Origin of the sequence: Bacillus sp. jun7, from assembly GCF_051034795.1 — a bacterium.
Classification (GTDB): Bacteria; Bacillota; Bacilli; order Bacillales; family Bacillaceae; genus Bacillus; species Bacillus velezensis.
Genome location: NZ_CP093219.1, coordinates 1,886,841 through 1,904,015 on the forward strand (window position 1 = coordinate 1,886,841; position 17,175 = coordinate 1,904,015).

A 17,175-nucleotide genomic window follows, 5' to 3' on the forward strand; every position below is an offset into this window, starting at 1 on the left:
AGGGATCGGCCGAGAGGACTTGAACCTCCGCAGGTTATTCACCCGCTTGGCCCACGATCTATATTCATAAAACTATTGCTCAGTTGTCAGCATGTGAAGTAAATTACGAATTTCCTTGTTATAACTTTTAATTTCTTCTTCATTACAACCGGTTCTATCAAATACTGCATTAGGGATCATTGTGACTTTTTCTTTAAACTCATTCCCTTCAGTTGTTAACGTAATAATTACACTTCGTTCATCCTCTTTTGAACGCTCTCTTATAATAAGACCTCGCTCCTCAAGTCGTTTTAAAACTGGAGTTAATGTTCCGGAGTCCAGATATAATTCTTCGCCTAAACCTTTAACAGATATTTTTTCCTTCTCCCATAAAACAAGAAGAACCAAATACTGTGGATACGTAATTCCTAATTCTTTTAAGAGAGGATGGTATAACTTTATCATTTCACGGGAAGCTGCATAAATCGCAAAACATAGATGATTACTTAACAGTAATTTATCATTCTTCATGTTAAATCCCTCACAATATTTATATTCATTACTACACATAATAGCATAAGAATTACATTAAGTAAAATTGAATGACTAACAATTTAATTAATCATAACTTATGCAAAATCAGAAAGAATCTATCACCAATAATATGATCTCCTATTTTCTCAATGTGGTTATTATGTACACTAACTTTAAACTGCCGAAAACTGTTCTTTATTTTAGTCTAATCAATCATTTAGAGGATTTTAATTGCGAATTTAAATTGAGAACAATTTAATTTTCAAAAATTTAATTGACAACGTTTGTTATATTGATTAAAATTCAATTGTGTTAAATTTAATTTATAGGAGTGTTTGATGATGACAGTATATTTTACAGCAGAAGCTACAACAAAAGGCGGAAGAGAAGGTCATGTAACATCTAATGATCTTATTATTGATTTGGATTTAGCTATGCCAAAACGAAATCAAGTATCCACGGCTACAAATCCAGAACAATTATTTGCGGCAGGCTATTCAGCTTGTTATGACAGTGCTCTTCATTTAGCAGCCCAGAGACAACGATTAAAAATCGAATCAGCTGTTACCGGTAAAGTAAGTTTATTAAAAGATGAAAGTGATAATGGTTATAAAATCGGAGTTGTTCTGGAGGTGGAAATTCAAGGGGTATCTCAAGAGCAAGCGGAAGAATTAACACATGCAGCTCATCAAGTATGTCCATATTCTAAAGCTACTCGCGGAAATATTGATGTACAAATCATTACAACAGCAATATAAGACGAAAGTTGCCAAGATCAATAGGTAATGGAATAAAAAATTTTGATTAAAACATATAGGTGACCAACCTTCAAATAAGGAGTGAGATTGATGTTAAAGAAAGTACAATTAGAAAAAGCAGCTCAAGAATTTGCAGAAGCAACCGCGAACCCACCCTATCTATTCGACCTTGGACCTGAGAAAGGACGAGAAGCTGTAGATGAGGTTCAATCTGCCCCAATTGATAAACTGCCAGTTGATATTGAAGATGTTATGATTTCAGGAGGACCGAGCGGACAGGTATCAGTAAGAATAATGCGCCCGCAGAATGCACCTGCGCACCTTCCTGTCATCGTGTACATTCATGGGGCCGGCTGGGTATTTGGTAATGAGCATACACATGATCGGCTCATCCGTGAGCTAGCAGTCGGAGCACAAGCTGCTATTGTCTTTCCAAATTACACCTTATCTCCAGAAGCAAAATATCCGACAGCCATTGAAGAAATCTATGCAGTAGTGAAGTGGGCAGCTGAAAATGGCCGTGAGAACGGCATGATTCCCGAGAGTCTAACAATTGCAGGTGATAGTGTTGGAGGCAATATGACTGCTGCTGTCACGCTAATGGCCAAAGCACGAGGTGACTTGAATATCCGGCAACAATTACTTTTCTATCCGGTAACAGACGCTTCTTTCGATACGGAATCCTATCAGCAGTTTGCTACGGGATACTTTTTGCGCAAGGATGCGATGATGTGGTTTTGGGATCAGTACACAACCAATTCGAATGAGCGTGCTGAGATTACAGCATCACCTCTGCGTGCAACTGCTGAGCAGCTTCAAGGGCTTCCACCTGCATTGATTATCACAGCTGAAGCTGATGTACTTCGTGACGAGGGAGAAGCATATGCCAATAAACTTCGTGAAGCTGGTGTTCCGGTCACCGCCGTACGTTTCCAAGGTATCATTCACGATTTCGTGATGCTCAACGCCTTAGCTAAAACTGAAGCTGCGCGCGGAGCAATTGATCTCGCCGCAACCTGGCTGCGTAAAGGGTTTTAATCCATTTATTGTTTCGTCACATAGAGACTGCTGCAAATAAATAAAAAACAAACAGATCCACTCAAATAATTGAGTGGATCGTATATTGGAATAATGGAACTTTTGATGAGCTTTTTAATCGGGCTGGTTATTATTTTGTTGTTGAGATGTCCCCCTAATTGAAAAGCTAACTCCACAACAAACTCCATTTTTTCACCACTTCACCCTCTTCATATCCAAAAAACCTTTGTTGATTAGTTAGCGTACAAGTTCTCGTTTTCTGCTTTGGACCCCATATAGAAAATAAAAAGCCAGCTCTCCTTCGGGAGAAGAACTGGCATAACAAAGCTTCTTATTTTGCTGTATTGCCCGGACCTTTTAATTTCTCTTCGTTCTTGCGTCAATGTTTTATTATTAGGACACAACCAATAAAATAATGACGATCGAGAATAGCAACGCTGCATTTGCAAAGCAGTAAGCCCTCCAGAATATAAAAGAGCTGCAGTCATTGCTGCTCGGATAATCCCAGCTTATTCTGAGTCTGTATTTCGAGTAGTCGGTCAATTAAATGGATGTTTTTTTCATTCCTTTTCTGTTTGTTCCATTTTCCACCACAGTGAATCTTTTGGATTTTCAACAGCTTCTTGAAACTCAGCTTTAGAAGCAACTGTTGGGTAAGAACCTTTTAAAGATTTACCTGAAGTATCTTTAAATAAGGTTAACACAACTATTAAGCCAATTAAACTGACTGCCAATAAATAGAAACCCGGCGCCAAATTGTTTCTTGTCACATGGGTTAACCAAGAAGCAACTAAAGGTGTTGTTCCGCCAAAAATAGAAACTGATAAGTTGAATGTCCAGGATAATGTACGATATCTAATGTCAGTATGGAACAACGTAGGTAAAGATCCTGGCATAGTACCTTCGTATACAGATAATACAATACCTAACATTAAAAGTCCTATAAATAAGAAAGTTATATTCCCCATATTAAGAAATTGGAAAGAGATAATCGAAAATACAATTCCTAATACTAATCCAATTGTTATAACTTTTTTATTTCCTAATTTATCTCCCAGTTTACCAAAAGTTAAAGCGAACGGTACCATAATAATCAATACAATTGCTGTAACCGGTGTACTTATATTATCACTTATACCAAGGTTCTCATCTAAATAAGACGGCATATAACCTAACAATAGGTAATTGGTTATATTGAAAAATGCCACAAATACGATACATAAAAAGATATCTTTTTTATATGTTTTAATGACTTCTAATAAACCTGGTTGTTGTTCTTGGTTTTCAGAGAGGTCACTTTCAAAGATTGGTGATTCATCTAAATGACTTCTCAAATATAAACCAAATAATCCTATTGGAATACTTAAGAAGAAAGGAATTCTCCATCCCCAACTATTCATTTGAACATCAGATAAAGTCCAGAAAAGTACTGTAACTAAAACAGAAGCTACTATATAACCAGATAATGTTCCGATTTCTAAACCGCTGCCTAACCTTATACGTTTATTATCTGGAGAAGATTCTGCGATATATACCATTGCCCCAGCGTACTCTCCACCCACAGAAAAGCCTTGCAGAATACGGGCAAAGAGTAATAATATAGGGGCCCATACACCAATCTGATCATAGGTAGGAAGCACACCAATTATTAAAGTAGATAAAGCCATCATTAAAATAGTAATTGTTAATACTATTTTCCGACCAAATTTATCACCCATTTTACCAAAAATAATTCCGCCTACCGGTCTAAGTAAGAAGGCAATTGCAAATGTAGCAAAAGTAAATATTAACTTTAATTCATCGTTTTGAACTGGACTGAAAAAGTTTTTACTAATAATAACTGCCAAATAAGAATATAAAGCAAAATCAAACCATTCCATCGCGTTTCCTATCCCTGTAGCAAACACGCTTTTCTTCGCTTTTTGAATGTCTACAACGTTAATTTTTTTCTTGTTAAACTTCATTTAATAATATCGACTCCTTAATTATCAAATCCACATTATACAAGCACGTAAACGGTCCGAGCATGCAGTCCCAGAATGTATAGCGTAATGCTTCTCTAAAAGTCCGGGGGTTTCTGTTTCACCTGATGGAGAGCTAACGGCATAGTGGCTGATTGGTTCAACTGTACCTTAAAAGACTAGACTAATATCCATATCAGCGCCAAATAACATTGTAAACCAGAAAAGAAGGATGAAATTAAGTGTTTTCGCTGGTTTCCTTAACTTATTTTTGCCGATTGGGCTAAAAATAATACAAGAAGCAACAAAAAGAGAAACAGCCAACAGATAATACCAGCCAAAGCGGTTAGTGAGATATCCTTGGGCTGTGGTCGGTATTTTCTGCAGACTATTTGGAGAAATGATTCCCCTTCATACAGCTCTATTGTGAATATGATCACAATCGAAAAAAAACTTTTATTCCTTCAAAGTATCCTAAACCTTAATTTTAGATCTTCCATTACGTCTTCCAATATGTTTATTATAAGATTGAGGTCGTTCCTAAGAATTATTTACTGATTCTATCTTTATTACCCCACAATCAGGTGAAACAAAACACTATAAACGTAGCATACCTTTTTAAAATCTGACAAGCCCAACAGGGTGATAGAAACCCGGCTAAAGCCAAGCTAGTCAATGGATAGAGAAATTTTTTTTGTTTTTCCCAAGGAATAACCGTCTGCGTTTAATCTAGCCCAATTAGAAAGAAAAAGAGCAGGAGTAATCCTGCTCTTTCATTCAAAACTTTAATTTGTATGACGAATTTCGTATACCTTTTCGACTTTTCTTACCTATTAATCAGTATGCAGACTACAACAGAAATAAGTAGCACCGGGTATGAAATAATGGTTTTATTTTTGATCAATGATTAAATTACCCTCAATGACAGTAAATACCAATAATCGCTAAACATTATAGGAAATCCCAATATTCTTTATCTTAATTATTGTTTAATTAATTGGGATTGTAACAGTAAACTCACACTTATAGAAAGTTATACCAATCAAAAATTTTCCGACTCAAGTCTGTTTAACCAGTTGTGAACCACTGAATTAAATACATCGGTTTGTTCGATTTGCAGGTTGTGACCAGCCATATCAAGCACTGCAAAAGTTGCCCTTGGGTAATCTTCGAGTAGCCGCCACGCATCATGGTATCCGACTACATTGTCCTGACGCCCTGTGATAATTAGCGTGGGATACTCAAGTTTAGATGAAATATCGAAGGTAAACCCATATCCATTTTGACGAATGTTGTTTACGAATTCATAATTTGTTTGTTTAGATGGAAGTAAAATTTCATCCCGAAACCTCTCCCATTCAGTTTTACCTTGCACAATCCCCATAGAGCAAAATTCATCCGCCTCCTCTGAAGACAAATGTGATATCAAGTCGCTGTCTCTTTTTAGAACAGTCTTCTGCGGTACTACCCTTTCATCGAATTCGGGTATAGTTAATGGTGCCATCAGCAGTAATCCACGAACTGTTTCCTTACGTGAACGAACGATACCTCTGGCAATGTACCCTCCATATGAATTACCGCAAACAATAAACTGTTGATCAGGAATAATCTCGTCCAAAAGACGCAATATCGCTTCTAAAACATCATCAGAGTTCTGAATAGACGGTTGTGGCTTAGAATGTCCCATACCCGGTAAGTCTATGTATATTCTCTTCCAACCGCTTCGTTTCTCGAATAACGGTTCCATTGCATTTAACATCACCTGATGGTCAAGTGTCCAACCATGCAACATAACGATCGGATATCCATCTCCAATTACTTTATGGTAAATCGACATGTATTTGTTTCCCCTTCCCTTTAATCCCAATGTTTCGGTATGAACATTTAATCCTTTCTTACATTTATCACAATTTTAACAAACTTTTAACTGAACTTGGTAAGTTGAACAAGGGTTATACATTGAATTTCGACAATCGCAAACTGTCATATGTGTCCGTCATATCAAAAGAATCTGTTTAATGTGTTGTTTAGTGCTTTCGTTACTGCGACTATCGACAAATAAGAACCAAGCAAAGTATTGTCCAGATACTTTGAGTATTTTGATCACTTTGAACTTTAGGTAAGTGGGCAGTTTGTGGGCAGTAGATCATTTAAAAATAAGCACAAAAAAATACCAAGGATCTCTCTATTACCCTTGGTATCATTGAGATGCGGCCGAGAGGACTTGAACCTTCACGGGTTATTCACCCGCTGGGCCCTCAACCTAGTAAAAACCTATCAAAAGTTTCAAAAGCTTTTATTCAAAGCATCTGTTTATTTTATTTATACTTATTTTCATCATTTTTCATGAATTCTGAGCACAAACTGGGCACCTATTAGAGACCAAGGAAATCTACATTTCAACAAGAAATATCTACTCATCGCCCTGCTGTAATTAGTTTATTTCAGCTTCCCTCGCGAATACCGGATCAATGCTCAGCTTTAAGATAGTCAACCAATTTCTCCGCACTGTTCTTAACATCTTCTTTTGAAAGGTGAAGTGTCCCATATTGTGCAAAGGCAGGAAGAAAACGCATTCCTATATAGTTAGCAGTGATTTGAAACGGTCTGATAAGCTCGCTGATCGTGATATTATATTCTCCGCCTGCTTGATAATCAGATTCCTGTGCGCCTAAGGAGATAGCTAAGAGTAGTTCTTTTCCATGCAATTTAGTACCTCCAGTTCCATAAGCCCAGCCATGTGTTAACACATCATCTTCCCATTGTTTGAGTAACGCGGGACTGCTGTACCAATACATTGGGAACTGAAAAACGATGCGCTCATGATCTAACAGGAGCTGCTGCTCTTTTTCTACATCAATGATAAAATTAGGGTATTCACCGTACAGGTCATGAACCGTAATGTCATTCTCTTGCTTTAAACGATTCATCCAGGTTTTGTTGACAACAGACGTTTCCAAATTAGGGTGTATAACGATAACTAATGTTTTCATTTGACTGATTATCCTTTCTTCGCCGATTAGTTATTATTGCTTTTGCGATAATGAATTGAATCTAATTTTAAAATAGCAACTTTATTTACACCTATTTTATCCTTTTTCGTGAATTCAGGGCAAATAATTGGGCACAGATTACATTTATAGCCAAAAAAAGACTTAACCTTTTAAAAAAGATTAAGCCTTTTCAGTACCTTTATGCCCCTACCCTATTATCTCGTGTCTAAATTCTAATAGCTGATAATATAACAAGTCCTCTTTGTTTTCCTCCATGCTTAGCAATACTTTCTCTGCCTTTTGCAAATTGGAGTTTGAGGCATTAGTAACTACCTATAATGATGAAAATATTTTGCGCGACGTAAACTGTAGATGACTTACTCCAGGTAAGTGGGCAGTTTGTGGATAGTAGATCATTTAAAAATAAGCACAAAAAATACCAAAGGTAGTTAAACCCTTGGTATCATTGGGATGCGGCCGAGAGGACTTGAACCTCCACGGGTTATTCACCCACTAGGCCCTCAACCTAGCGCGTCTGCCATTCCGCCACGACCGCGTGCTATGAAGCTGTCTTTCCACTAAGCATATAAGCTAGTGATGATGATCAGCACTTTGAAAAGAAAGTGCGGGTGAAGGGACTCGAACCCCCACGTCGTAAGACACTAGATCCTAAGTCTAGCGCGTCTGCCAATTCCGCCACACCCGCGTGACAAGTGGTGAGCCATGAAGGACTCGAACCTTCGACCCTCTGATTAAAAGTCAGATGCTCTACCAACTGAGCTAATGGCTCGCTCTAAAAGTGATTCAAAATTTTTAAATAAAATGGCTGGGCTAGCTGGATTCGAACCAACGCATGACGGAGTCAAAGTCCGTTGCCTTACCGCTTGGCTATAGCCCAACGAAGGTAAATGGTGACCCGTACGGGATTCGAACCCGTGTTACCGCCGTGAAAGGGCGGTGTCTTAACCGCTTGACCAACGGGCCGTCTGGTTGAGAACTTATCTGGCGGAGAAGGAGGGATTTGAACCCTCGCGCCGCTTACGCGACCTACACCCTTAGCAGGGGCGCCTCTTCAGCCACTTGAGTACTTCTCCATAATGGCTCCACAGGCAGGATTCGAACCTGCGACCGATCGGTTAACAGCCGATAGCTCTACCACTGAGCTACTGTGGAATAATCAGACTTTCTTCATTATAAATGATGCGACATATTGTGTCAATAAGCAACATTTATTTTTTTGAGAAAGTATCGTTGTCTCTCAACGACTTTTATAATTTAACACAGATCATTGAGATGAGTCAAGCCTTTTTAAAAAATTCTTTTGATTTTCCCTCTGCATTTTCCGCAGGCATATCTTTCCGGGTTCATTGCCCGCTTCTTTATATACTGTTGGCCGCAAGCCTCGCATCTATACATATATGTTTTCTTTTGTGTCTTTTTGGTTTGCAGCGGCGTGCAGAATCTTGGCGCTCCGACTTTCTGAAGCAGGTCTCTGAAGTCTTTGTCTCTGTGCTTGTACCCTTTTCCCTCAAGATGAAGATGGTAATGGCACAGCTCGTGCTTGATGATGCCTATCAGCTCGCTCCGTCCGTGTTCGAGCAGATATTTGCGGTTTAATTCGATGTTATGGGAAGACAGCATGTAGCGGCCGCCTGTCGTTTTCAGCCGGTCATTGAAAAAGGCCCGGTGACGGAACGGCTTTCCGAAATCCTGTGCAGAGATGTCTTCCGTCAGCTTTTGAAGTTGTTCGTTATCCATATGTGCACCCCGCTTTAAAAACATTGAACGGGACAATTCACCGTTCGCATACAATGTGTTAAAACCGACCTCTAACTAAAAGCTGAGGAGGAATGAGCCATGCCGAATTGGCTGATGAAACAAATGCAAAAAGCGTTTTTAGAAAAGGACAATTACCAAATCAAACTGCTGAACCAGTGCTGGTATTTCTACAGAAAAAAACACTGCTCGTAAGCAGTGCTTTTATTTTACCATAGACAGCGACACTCTGCCTTTTTGCACGTCCACCCCTTCGACCCATACGGTGACGATGTCTCCGACCGATACGACGTCGAGAGGATGTTTGACGAATTGATTGCTCAGTTTTGAGATGTGCACAAGCCCGTCCTGCTTGACGCCGATATCAACGAAAGCGCCGAAGTCCACAACGTTGCGGACGGTGCCCTGCAATTCCATTCCTTCCTTTAAATCCTCAAGCTGCAGAACGTCTTTTTTCAGCAAAGGCTTCGGCACTTCGTCACGAGGGTCTCGCTCCGGCCTTGTCAGCTGCCCGCAAATATCCGCAAGCGTAATCTCCCCTATACCGAGCTCTTCAGCCGTTTCAGACAGCGGCAATGCGCTTATTTTCTCTTTGGCGTCCGCGCTTCCGATCTGATCCGCAGTGAGCTGCAGTTTTTTGAGCAGCGCCTTTGTCTCTTTATAGCTTTCCGGGTGTATCCCGGTGCGGTCGAGCGGCTCCCGTCCTCCGGGCACTCTCAAAAAGCCGATGCACTGTTCATATGTTTTTGCGCCGAGACGCGGGATTTCTTTCAGCTCTTTGCGGTTTGTAAATTTTCCGAGCTCTTCCCTTTTTTTAACGATATTGCCGGCAACGGTTTTGGATAACCCGGCTACATATTGAAGCAGCGCGGCTGATGCTGTATTGACATTCACCCCGACTTGGTTGACGACGGTCTCTACGACAAAACGGAGAGATTCGTTTAAATGCTTTTGGCTGACATCATGCTGGTATTGCCCGACACCGACAGATTTAGGATCAATTTTCACAAGCTCGGCCAGCGGATCCTGCAATCTCCGCGCGATGGAGACGGCGCTGCGCTCTTCGACCTGAAAATCCGGAAATTCCTCACGGGCGATTTCTGACGCGGAATACACGCTTGCTCCGGCCTCATTGACGATGACATAATAAATGTCCCGCTCTGTTTCTTTCAGCACATCAACGACGAATTGCTCTGTCTCCCGTGATGCCGTGCCGTTTCCGATCGCCACAACCTCGACTTCGTACCGGTCCAGCAATTCTTTGATTTTTTTCCGGGCTTCCGCTGTCTTTTTGACGGGAGCGTGCGGGTAAATGACGTCGATTTTCAGCACTTTTCCCGTCTCATCAACGACTGCAAGTTTGCACCCCGTACGGAAGGCCGGATCGACGCCGAGCACGACTTTTCCCTTCATCGGCGGCTGCAGCAGGAGCTTACGCAGGTTTTCAGCGAAAATATGGATCGCCTGCGCGTCTGCTTTTTCTGACAGCTCTTTGCGGATATCGCGTTCAATAGCCGGCTGGATCAGGCGTTTATAACTGTCCTCAATGGCTTCTTTCAGCGTTTCTTTCACAGGTGTTTCACGGTGTTTGATGATTTGCTTTTCTAAATAAGCTTTTATCTGATTGGCGGGCGGTTCGATCGCAACCTTTAAAATGCCTTCTTTTTCACCGCGGTTCATCGCAAGCACTCTGTGAGGAACGACCTTTTGGATCGGCTCTTCGTACTCGTAGTACATTTCATAGACGTTTTTCTCGTCATCTGCGGCTGACTTGCCTGCCGCGGAAGTGAGAATTCCTTTTTTATACGTTTCCTGGCGGATCCACTTTCTGAAATGAGGATCATCCGAGATTTGTTCGGCTATGATGTGCTTCGCGCCTTCAATGGCTTCCTCTCTTGAAGCGACTTCTTTTTCTGCACTGATATATTGATCAGCGACGTCGTGAAGGCGGTTTTCTTTCGGGAGAGAAAGAATATAGTCCGCAAGCGGTTCAAGGCCTTTGCTTTTGGCGACGGTGGCTTTTGTTTTCCGTTTTTGTTTGAAGGGGCGGTATAAATCCTCGACTTCCTGAAGCTTGACCGCTTGCTCGATTTTTTGCTTCAGCCCGTCTGTCAGCTTGTCCTGCTCGGAGATCAATCTGATGACTTCTTCTTTCCGCTGCGTCAGGTTTTGTATGTATTGCCACCGCTCGGAGATTGCCTGAATCTGCACCTCGTCCATTGAGCCGGTCTGCTCTTTTCGGTACCGCGCAATAAACGGGACGGTATTGCCGTCTTCCAGCAGGCGGATGACACTTTCGACATGTTTTTGGGATAACGCTGTTTCTTCAGCAATTTGTTTTTTCAAAAGGGCTAACGTTTCCATATCACAAAAGCCTCCATCTCTTCTTTCTTTCTCTAGTGTATCAAAAAACGGCGGAACATAAAAAAAGCAGCCTTACGATAAAAGCTGCCCGAGAATATAGGTCAAATCATCACGTCTGGATGTTGTGTACGGATGAAGTGATTTTGATATTTCTTCTATTGAGTGTCCCTGCTTTAAGCAGGTGCGGATATGCGGAACCTCAAGCCCATCCGTGTAGATGATGAATGTCGCCCCTTTTTCGTATGATGACGTATACGTTTTGTATCTTTGCGGTTTGCCTGAGAGGTAACCCGAAATCGGCAGCGGATGAAAAACTTCGCCTGATGGGGAGTGCAGGAAGAAACGGACGTTGCCGATCGAGCAGTATGTCAATTCCCTTTTGATGAAATTGATTTTTAAGATGGAGGCAGTCGCCCCTCTTTTGTTTTTCATCGCTTGATTGCAGCGCTCAATGATGCTTTCCACATCCTCATCCGCATACGTTTCCACGATGTCTTTAATGGCTGACGAGGATTCATTGGCAAGAGATCCGCTGCCGAGACCGTCCGCTACCGCGCAAACTAATTCTTCTTCATTCGCCTTCATAAAAAAGCTGTCGCCGCATATGGACTTGCCTTCTTTATTTAATTGGTATACAAGAGTTTGAACATGTTCATTTTCTTCAACCTGAATCATTACATTAGCTCCATGGAGGGATCTCCAATCAAGGCCTCTCTCAGTTTTTTCACCGCTTTCCGCTGCAGGCGCGAGACGTGCATTTGAGATATTCCGAGAATGTCCCCTGTTTCTTTTTGGCTTTTATTTTGCACAAATGTTAGATCGATAATCTGTTTTTCGCGGTCGGACAGCACATGAAGCACGCTTTTGATCATCATCTGCTGGTTGACGCGTTCGTATCCTTCCTCCTGCGACCCGACGATATCTAAAATCGTGACGGTGCTTCCGTCCGCATCCGCTTCGATGCTGTGATCGACAGAAAGCGCCTGATAGCTTTTTCCCATCTCCATCGTTTCAAGCACTTCCTCTTCTGACACATCGAGAAAGGCTGCGATTTCTTCGACTTTCGGCGACCGCTGCGTCTCTGTCGTCAGCTGATCCACCGCCATTTTAATGCGCGGCCCGAGTTCTTTAATCCGTCTCGGGACGTGTACGCTCCATGTTTTATCCCTGAGGAAGCGTTTGATCTCGCCGATGATGGTCGGAATCGCAAATGCTTCAAAGGATTTGCCGACCTCGGGATCATACCGTTTAATGGCTCCGAGAAGTCCGATCATCCCGACCTGGCGGAGGTCTTCGTGAAAGCTTTTTCCTTTTGAATATTTCTTTGCCAGCATTTCGACGAGATTGGTATACACCTCGACGAGTGTTTCCTGGGCTTCTTTATTATCATGTGTTTGAAAGTCGCGTATGAGCCGATCAACTTCATCTTTAGTTAGTTTCGTAGTTTTTGATGGTTGTGCCATGATCAACTCGCTCCCCATTTAAATACTTTGTCATCGCCACGGTTACGCCAGAGTTGCTTTGAACTTTGACTTCATCCATGAGCGTTTCCATTAAATACAGACCGAGCCCTCCTTCTGACAATTGATCGACTGTGTGCGAAGGTGTGTACGGCCCGAGATCCTGCTGCTTCTGATCAAAATCAAAGCTGTCTCCCTGATCGGCGACAATGACCTCCAGCCGATCCTCAAACACACCGAACCGCACGGATACTTCTCCCTTATTTTCATCGTTGTATGCATGCTGGACAGCGTTTGTACAAGCTTCGCTGACAGCGATTTTTAAATCTTCAATGTCATCATAGGTATAGCCCATTCTGCTTGCGACCCCTGATAACGTAAGCCTGACGATTCCTACATATTCCGGTTCGGCCGGAATTTTCATCTCTATATAATCAACTGATGTACTCATTGCACGCCACCTTCTGACTTTGCCGAAATGTCGATGATGTCCTTAAGCCCCGTAATTTCAAACAGACGGACGAGCCGGTCGGAAAGATTCTCAAGCTTCAGAGAGCCGCCTTCCTTGCTCACCGTTTTAAACACGCCTACAAAAACGCCTAAACCCGTACTGTCCATATAATTTACATCTTTTAAGCAGATTCTCATGTCCTTCCCCTCGTTTGCCAGGGGCATCAGCTTTTCACGAACCACCGGAGCTGAGTATACATCGATTTCTCCAGCGATATTGATTTGTATATCTGAAAGATTCTCCTTCATATCTACCGTTAAATTCATCGTATCACCTCTGAAAGTTATCCTTACTCGTGCTAATGGCTTTTTACCCGTGCTGCTGTTTTTTTAAACCTTTCTTTTCAAAACAATTAACGTAAAATCGTCATGAAGCTGAAAGTCCTGAAGTCTCAGCAGGCTGTCGTAAATATTTTTGACCATATCCTGCGCGGAGCAGTCCATATGTTCTTCCAGCATGCGCTGAATGTCGCTGCGTTCTAAGAAACCGTTTTCGGTGCGGCATTCGGTGACGCCGTCAGAAAAAAGAACGATCATGTCTCCTTCGTCCATGTGCTGTTCATATTGGCTGTAATCAAAATCCTGGGAAATTCCCAGCACCAATCCTTTTGCCTCCAGATCATAAAACTTTTTTTCTTTTTCAGAGTAGTAGAAGCCCGGTTCATGCCCCGCAGAAGCATATGTAAATTGGTGATTTTTCGTATTGTAGTTTGCGTAAAACATGGTGATAAACATGCTTGAGTCCACGTTCTGTTCTACAACGCGGTTAAGATTTTTCAGCACTTGGGAGGGGTGAATGCCGATCTCCGGAAGAGAGTCCATGGCATACTTGATCATCGACATGCACAATGCGGCGGGTATTCCTTTTCCGATGACATCGGCTATCGCGATGTTAATCGATTCCTTGTCTTTGACAAAGTGATAATAGTCCCCGCTCATTTGCTTGGCGGGGACGCTGATCGCCCCGATATCCAGTTCTTCTTCTTCAGGAATTTTTGTGCCCAGCAGCGTCTGCTGAACATTTGCGGCAATTTCAATTTCTGAACGAAGCTCCTGCTGGATATCTCGCAGACTTTGGTGTTCCTGATAAGCCATCCCGTAGCCAATCATGACTTCTATTAAAAAATCCAGCGAATGAAAAACATCTTCCGGCAGATCCGGATACAGTTCCTTTACCACTTTTCGGTGGATGCTGATGATCTCCTCCGGAGGAACCTGATGTTCAATCGTTTTTCGGCTGAATTTTTGGGCTTGATATAAAGATGTTTCTGTTAATTCGGCTATATATCGGCTAAGCAGCTGATGATACCGCTGCTCTATAACCTCCCTGAAATACACGTTCTAACCTCCTACCGAAGCCATTTTACGGCTTGAATCTCTGTTCCTTCCTCTGCAACAGATTGCAGGCTGAATTCGTCCATCAGCCTTTTGACGCCCGGAAGTCCCGCTCCCAGTCCGCCTGACGTTGAAAAGCCGTCTTCCATCACTTTACGGATGTCGGGGATTCCGGGTCCTTTGTCTTCTGCTATAATTTTAAGGCCTTTTTTCCCTCTGTCGTTTACTTGTTCTATGCTGACCTGGCCCTTGCCTGCATATAAGTAAATGTTTCTGGCCAATTCTGAGATTGCCGTCGTGATTCTGGCCTGGTCCACCGTGCCGAAGCCTAATTCCTTCGCAACGTTGCGGCCAAGCTGTCTGGCGGCTACGATATCCCATTCTGTCATGATTTTCACACAGGATTGGTCGTTCATCGCTATTCCCCCAATTCCCGCTTCAATGTCTCAAGCCCTTGCTCTAAATCGAGCGCCGTTTCGATTTCCTCAAGTGAGATTCCGAGTTCAATCAATGTGACCGCCACAGCCGGCTGAATTCCCGTCAATACGACCTTTGCACCCATCAATTTAGACATGGTGATGACATCGCCGAGCACTTTCGCGATAAATGAATCGATCATGTCAACGGATGTCAGGTCAATGACGACCCCGTTTGCGCCGGTTTCATATATTTTGTTCAGCAGATCTTCTTGAAAATGCAAAGCTGTCTGGTCGTCAAGCTCCCATTGGATGGATACCAATAAGCAGTTATACAGTTTCAGGATCGGGATTTTTGGATGTCTCACAATGTTATTCCCCCAATGAAACGATTTTTCGATTTGTCATTTCAAGCGCTGTTTGAATTCCTTTTTGAAGGGTATTCTTCGTAATAACCTGCGACAAATCAATTCCCAGATTAACGATCGTCTGCGCGATTTCCGGACGGATTCCGACGAGCAGACATTTCGCGCCGACAAGCCGCACCGCTTCTGATGCCTGAATAATATGGTGCGCCACCATCGTATCAACGACCGGCACGCCCGTGATATCAATTAATACAACCTGTGAACGGTGCTTTACGACGCCGTTTAACAGATTTTCCATAATATGCTTTGCACGCTCTGTATCAATCGTCCCGACAAGCGGCATGACCGTTACATGCTCAAATACCGGGATCAGCGGAGCCGACAATTCCTGAAGCGCGATTTTTTGCAAAGTAACCGTTTTTTCCCAGGAGATAGAATACTGATTTAAGATTTCCGTGTTGATCGGATTAAAAAAGCTGTCTATTTCCAAAATCAAATCTGCTCTGTCCTGATCGGCCATATTAAGGTCGACCATCGTTTCGTAAAGCAGTTTCCAAAACTCTGACAGGGTGGCTGAAAGAAGTTTCAGTGACAGGCCGAGCTGAACGGCGCGCAGTGCGAGTTCACTGATCTGCTCTTCCGTAGCCTCGTCATTTTTTGTCGATAATAAAAGAATGTCTATATAGTCTTTACAAATATTTTCACATATGTGATTCGTAAGCTGATAGTCTTCCTGATTGCCTACTTCTTTTAGTTTGGCTGTCCAAGTATCAAGCAGTTCATCATGCTGATCAATAATGAACTGATACACTTTCTGATTCGACATGGGTTTCACTGACCTCCCGACACAAAACAACAAATTTTGTTTGATTATCTCTTTATTATAGCGCTTATGTTTTTCGAAAACAAAAAAAGTTGCTCTATATGAGCAACCAAAATATGACTAAAAATCAATGAGTGCCAAACTGATTTGCAGGGCTTCATCAACCTTATCCATCATTTCATCATCCAGATGAGTTATTTTATCCGTTAATCTTTGCTTGTCAATCGTCCGAATTTGCTCCAGCAAAATAACGGAATCTCTTTCAAAACCGTAGCGTTTTGCATCAATTTCGACGTGGGTTGGTAATTTCGCTTTCTGTATTTGGGCTGTTATGGCTGCAACAATAGCAGTCGGGCTAAAGCGATTTCCGATATCATTCTGGATCACTAAAACCGGGCGTACGCCGCCTTGCTCTGAGCCAACAACAGGAGATAAATCAGCAAAATAAACATCGCCGCGCTTTACAATCAAAATGATTATCCTCCGCTGACTAAGCGCTCAACGGTCGTTTCTGCTTCGCACTCAGCATAGTGAGCCTCAGAAGAGATATTCAAGTTGATTTTCGCCATTTCCATATACCCGCGTCTCATCAAATCACGGTTATGGCGAGTTGTCCGTTCGCTGACATACGCTCTCACTGCTTGTGATATCAGTTCGTTTCTGCTTCGTTTCTCCCGCATCGCTACACCATCCAATTCAGCTACTAAGTTTTCGGGCAAGCTGATTTTCATTTCGGTTCTTGCGCTGGATTCAGACAAAAAACATACACCTCCACCAAACTTACGGATACGACCAATTCATCCATCCAGACATAATGATACCATTATTCAAACGTCAAGCAAAGCTGTTTTATAAATTCT

19 protein-coding genes, 7 tRNA genes and 3 pseudogenes are annotated in these 17,175 nt (G+C 42.2%); 3 read left to right on the forward strand and 26 right to left on the reverse strand.

Annotated features, from left to right (window positions below):
* Positions 1–72: 72 nt before the first annotated feature.
* The gene (locus tag MJQ52_RS08945; protein ID WP_094247214.1) at positions 73–510 is read right to left on the reverse strand and encodes a MarR family winged helix-turn-helix transcriptional regulator; all 438 of its coding nucleotides are present in this window, start codon (positions 508–510) and stop codon (positions 73–75) included.
* Positions 511–851: 341 nt separating this feature from the next.
* Between MJQ52_RS08945 and MJQ52_RS08950 the strand changes: the two genes are divergently transcribed.
* Together MJQ52_RS08950 and MJQ52_RS08955 are read left to right on the forward strand one after the other, a co-directional pair.
* On the forward strand, positions 852–1,271 hold the full coding sequence (locus MJQ52_RS08950) for an organic hydroperoxide resistance protein (RefSeq protein ID WP_070081408.1): 420 nt from the start codon (positions 852–854) through the stop codon (positions 1,269–1,271).
* Between the two features lie 90 nt (positions 1,272–1,361).
* Complete coding sequence (locus MJQ52_RS08955; RefSeq protein ID WP_094247215.1) at positions 1,362–2,309, forward strand: alpha/beta hydrolase; 948 nt, start codon at positions 1,362–1,364, stop codon at positions 2,307–2,309.
* Between the two features lie 560 nt (positions 2,310–2,869).
* Here MJQ52_RS08955 and MJQ52_RS08960 read toward each other — a convergent pair.
* The 14 genes and pseudogenes from MJQ52_RS08960 to MJQ52_RS09025 form a co-directional block, all read right to left on the reverse strand.
* The gene (locus tag MJQ52_RS08960; RefSeq protein ID WP_029974209.1) at positions 2,870–4,273 is read right to left on the reverse strand and encodes an MFS transporter; all 1,404 of its coding nucleotides are present in this window, start codon (positions 4,271–4,273) and stop codon (positions 2,870–2,872) included.
* A gap of 38 nt (positions 4,274–4,311) precedes the next feature.
* Positions 4,312–4,678: pseudogene (locus MJQ52_RS08965) on the reverse strand (BCCT family transporter); the annotation flags it as partial.
* A 634-nt stretch (positions 4,679–5,312) separates the two neighbouring features.
* Positions 5,313–6,107 (reverse strand): alpha/beta fold hydrolase, encoded by a 795-nt coding sequence (locus MJQ52_RS08970; protein ID WP_094247217.1) that lies wholly within the window; start codon positions 6,105–6,107, stop codon positions 5,313–5,315.
* 115 nt (positions 6,108–6,222) lie between these two features.
* A pseudogene (locus tag MJQ52_RS08975) lies at positions 6,223–6,362 on the reverse strand (IS1595 family transposase); the annotation flags it as partial.
* A gap of 376 nt (positions 6,363–6,738) precedes the next feature.
* On the reverse strand, positions 6,739–7,263 hold the full coding sequence (locus MJQ52_RS08980) for an NAD(P)H-dependent oxidoreductase (protein ID WP_003156161.1): 525 nt from the start codon (positions 7,261–7,263) through the stop codon (positions 6,739–6,741).
* 213 nt (positions 7,264–7,476) lie between these two features.
* Positions 7,477–7,563: pseudogene (locus tag MJQ52_RS08985) on the reverse strand (hypothetical protein); the annotation flags it as partial.
* A 172-nt stretch (positions 7,564–7,735) separates the two neighbouring features.
* Positions 7,736–7,819 (reverse strand) — tRNA-Leu (locus MJQ52_RS08990).
* Between the two features lie 68 nt (positions 7,820–7,887).
* Positions 7,888–7,969, reverse strand: a tRNA-Leu gene (locus tag MJQ52_RS08995).
* An 8-nt stretch (positions 7,970–7,977) separates the two neighbouring features.
* Positions 7,978–8,053 (reverse strand) — tRNA-Lys (locus tag MJQ52_RS09000).
* A 33-nt stretch (positions 8,054–8,086) separates the two neighbouring features.
* Positions 8,087–8,161: transfer RNA gene (locus MJQ52_RS09005), tRNA-Gln, on the reverse strand.
* 11 nt (positions 8,162–8,172) lie between these two features.
* Positions 8,173–8,247, reverse strand: a tRNA-Glu gene (locus MJQ52_RS09010).
* Positions 8,248–8,266: 19 nt separating this feature from the next.
* Positions 8,267–8,357 (reverse strand) — tRNA-Ser (locus MJQ52_RS09015).
* 4 nt (positions 8,358–8,361) lie between these two features.
* Positions 8,362–8,436, reverse strand: a tRNA-Asn gene (locus tag MJQ52_RS09020).
* 135 nt (positions 8,437–8,571) lie between these two features.
* Positions 8,572–9,021 (reverse strand): SprT family protein, encoded by a 450-nt coding sequence (locus tag MJQ52_RS09025; RefSeq protein ID WP_015416877.1) that lies wholly within the window; start codon positions 9,019–9,021, stop codon positions 8,572–8,574.
* A gap of 99 nt (positions 9,022–9,120) precedes the next feature.
* Here MJQ52_RS09025 and cmpA point away from each other — a divergent pair, with 99 nt between their 5' ends.
* A complete protein-coding gene (gene cmpA, locus MJQ52_RS09030; RefSeq protein WP_003156164.1) occupies positions 9,121–9,234 on the forward strand; it encodes a cortex morphogenetic protein CmpA in 114 nt (37 codons plus the stop codon).
* Positions 9,235–9,243: 9 nt separating this feature from the next.
* On the opposite strand, the gene MJQ52_RS09035 is transcribed toward cmpA, so the two are convergent.
* The 11 genes from MJQ52_RS09035 to endB all read right to left on the reverse strand — a co-directional run bounded on the left by MJQ52_RS09035 (position 9,244) and on the right by endB (position 17,073).
* A complete protein-coding gene (locus tag MJQ52_RS09035; RefSeq protein ID WP_094247218.1) occupies positions 9,244–11,403 on the reverse strand; it encodes a Tex family protein in 2,160 nt (719 codons plus the stop codon).
* A gap of 72 nt (positions 11,404–11,475) precedes the next feature.
* A complete protein-coding gene (locus MJQ52_RS09040; protein ID WP_003156170.1) occupies positions 11,476–12,078 on the reverse strand; it encodes a PP2C family serine/threonine-protein phosphatase in 603 nt (200 codons plus the stop codon).
* On the reverse strand, positions 12,078–12,866 hold the full coding sequence (sigB, locus tag MJQ52_RS09045) for an RNA polymerase sigma factor SigB (RefSeq protein WP_003156171.1): 789 nt from the start codon (positions 12,864–12,866) through the stop codon (positions 12,078–12,080). Before sigB ends, MJQ52_RS09040 begins: the two co-directional genes overlap by 1 nt.
* Complete coding sequence (gene rsbW / locus MJQ52_RS09050; protein WP_007609591.1) at positions 12,832–13,314, reverse strand: anti-sigma B factor RsbW; 483 nt, start codon at positions 13,312–13,314, stop codon at positions 12,832–12,834. Before rsbW ends, sigB begins: the two co-directional genes overlap by 35 nt.
* Positions 13,311–13,640, reverse strand: a complete 330-nt coding sequence (rsbV, locus tag MJQ52_RS09055) for an anti-sigma factor antagonist RsbV (RefSeq protein WP_003156176.1) — start codon at positions 13,638–13,640, stop codon at positions 13,311–13,313. Before rsbV ends, rsbW begins: the two co-directional genes overlap by 4 nt.
* A 63-nt stretch (positions 13,641–13,703) precedes the next feature.
* A complete protein-coding gene (locus MJQ52_RS09060) occupies positions 13,704–14,711 on the reverse strand; it encodes a PP2C family protein-serine/threonine phosphatase (protein WP_434181921.1) in 1,008 nt (335 codons plus the stop codon).
* An 11-nt stretch (positions 14,712–14,722) separates the two neighbouring features.
* Positions 14,723–15,124 carry an anti-sigma regulatory factor gene (locus tag MJQ52_RS09065; RefSeq protein WP_003156178.1) on the reverse strand — a complete coding sequence of 134 codons (402 nt, stop codon included), beginning with the start codon at positions 15,122–15,124 and terminating at the stop codon, positions 14,723–14,725.
* 2 nt (positions 15,125–15,126) lie between these two features.
* Positions 15,127–15,492: an RsbT antagonist protein RsbS gene (gene rsbS / locus MJQ52_RS09070; RefSeq protein WP_003156180.1), complete on the reverse strand. Its 366-nt coding sequence runs from the start codon at positions 15,490–15,492 to the stop codon at positions 15,127–15,129.
* Between the two features lie 4 nt (positions 15,493–15,496).
* Complete coding sequence (locus MJQ52_RS09075) at positions 15,497–16,318, reverse strand: STAS domain-containing protein (protein WP_003156182.1); 822 nt, start codon at positions 16,316–16,318, stop codon at positions 15,497–15,499.
* Positions 16,319–16,435: 117 nt separating this feature from the next.
* Positions 16,436–16,786, reverse strand: a complete 351-nt coding sequence (gene ndoA, locus MJQ52_RS09080) for a type II toxin-antitoxin system endoribonuclease NdoA (protein WP_003156187.1) — start codon at positions 16,784–16,786, stop codon at positions 16,436–16,438.
* Between the two features lie 5 nt (positions 16,787–16,791).
* Positions 16,792–17,073 carry a type II toxin-antitoxin system antitoxin EndoAI gene (endB, locus tag MJQ52_RS09085; protein ID WP_003156188.1) on the reverse strand — a complete coding sequence of 94 codons (282 nt, stop codon included), beginning with the start codon at positions 17,071–17,073 and terminating at the stop codon, positions 16,792–16,794.
* Positions 17,074–17,175 lie beyond the last annotated feature (102 nt).

Bases quoted from the DNA above. Each gene is read 5' to 3' on its own strand.
- MJQ52_RS08945 (WP_094247214.1), bottom strand. From the start codon at position 510: ATGAAGAATGATAAATTACTGTTAAGTAATCATCTATGTTTTGCGATT.
- MJQ52_RS08950 (WP_070081408.1), top strand. From the start codon at position 852: ATGATGACAGTATATTTTACAGCAGAAGCTACAACAAAAGGCGGAAGA.
- MJQ52_RS08955 (WP_094247215.1), top strand. From the start codon at position 1,362: ATGTTAAAGAAAGTACAATTAGAAAAAGCAGCTCAAGAATTTGCAGAA.
- MJQ52_RS08960 (WP_029974209.1), bottom strand. From the start codon at position 4,273: ATGAAGTTTAACAAGAAAAAAATTAACGTTGTAGACATTCAAAAAGCG.
- MJQ52_RS08970 (WP_094247217.1), bottom strand. From the start codon at position 6,107: ATGTCGATTTACCATAAAGTAATTGGAGATGGATATCCGATCGTTATG.
- MJQ52_RS08980 (WP_003156161.1), bottom strand. From the start codon at position 7,263: ATGAAAACATTAGTTATCGTTATACACCCTAATTTGGAAACGTCTGTT.
- MJQ52_RS09025 (WP_015416877.1), bottom strand. From the start codon at position 9,021: ATGGATAACGAACAACTTCAAAAGCTGACGGAAGACATCTCTGCACAG.
- cmpA (WP_003156164.1), top strand. From the start codon at position 9,121: ATGCCGAATTGGCTGATGAAACAAATGCAAAAAGCGTTTTTAGAAAAG.
- MJQ52_RS09035 (WP_094247218.1), bottom strand. From the start codon at position 11,403: ATGGAAACGTTAGCCCTTTTGAAAAAACAAATTGCTGAAGAAACAGCG.
- MJQ52_RS09040 (WP_003156170.1), bottom strand. From the start codon at position 12,078: ATGATTCAGGTTGAAGAAAATGAACATGTTCAAACTCTTGTATACCAA.
- sigB (WP_003156171.1), bottom strand. From the start codon at position 12,866: ATGGCACAACCATCAAAAACTACGAAACTAACTAAAGATGAAGTTGAT.
- rsbW (WP_007609591.1), bottom strand. From the start codon at position 13,314: ATGAGTACATCAGTTGATTATATAGAGATGAAAATTCCGGCCGAACCG.
- rsbV (WP_003156176.1), bottom strand. From the start codon at position 13,640: ATGAATTTAACGGTAGATATGAAGGAGAATCTTTCAGATATACAAATC.
- MJQ52_RS09065 (WP_003156178.1), bottom strand. From the start codon at position 15,124: ATGAACGACCAATCCTGTGTGAAAATCATGACAGAATGGGATATCGTA.
- MJQ52_RS09075 (WP_003156182.1), bottom strand. From the start codon at position 16,318: ATGTCGAATCAGAAAGTGTATCAGTTCATTATTGATCAGCATGATGAA.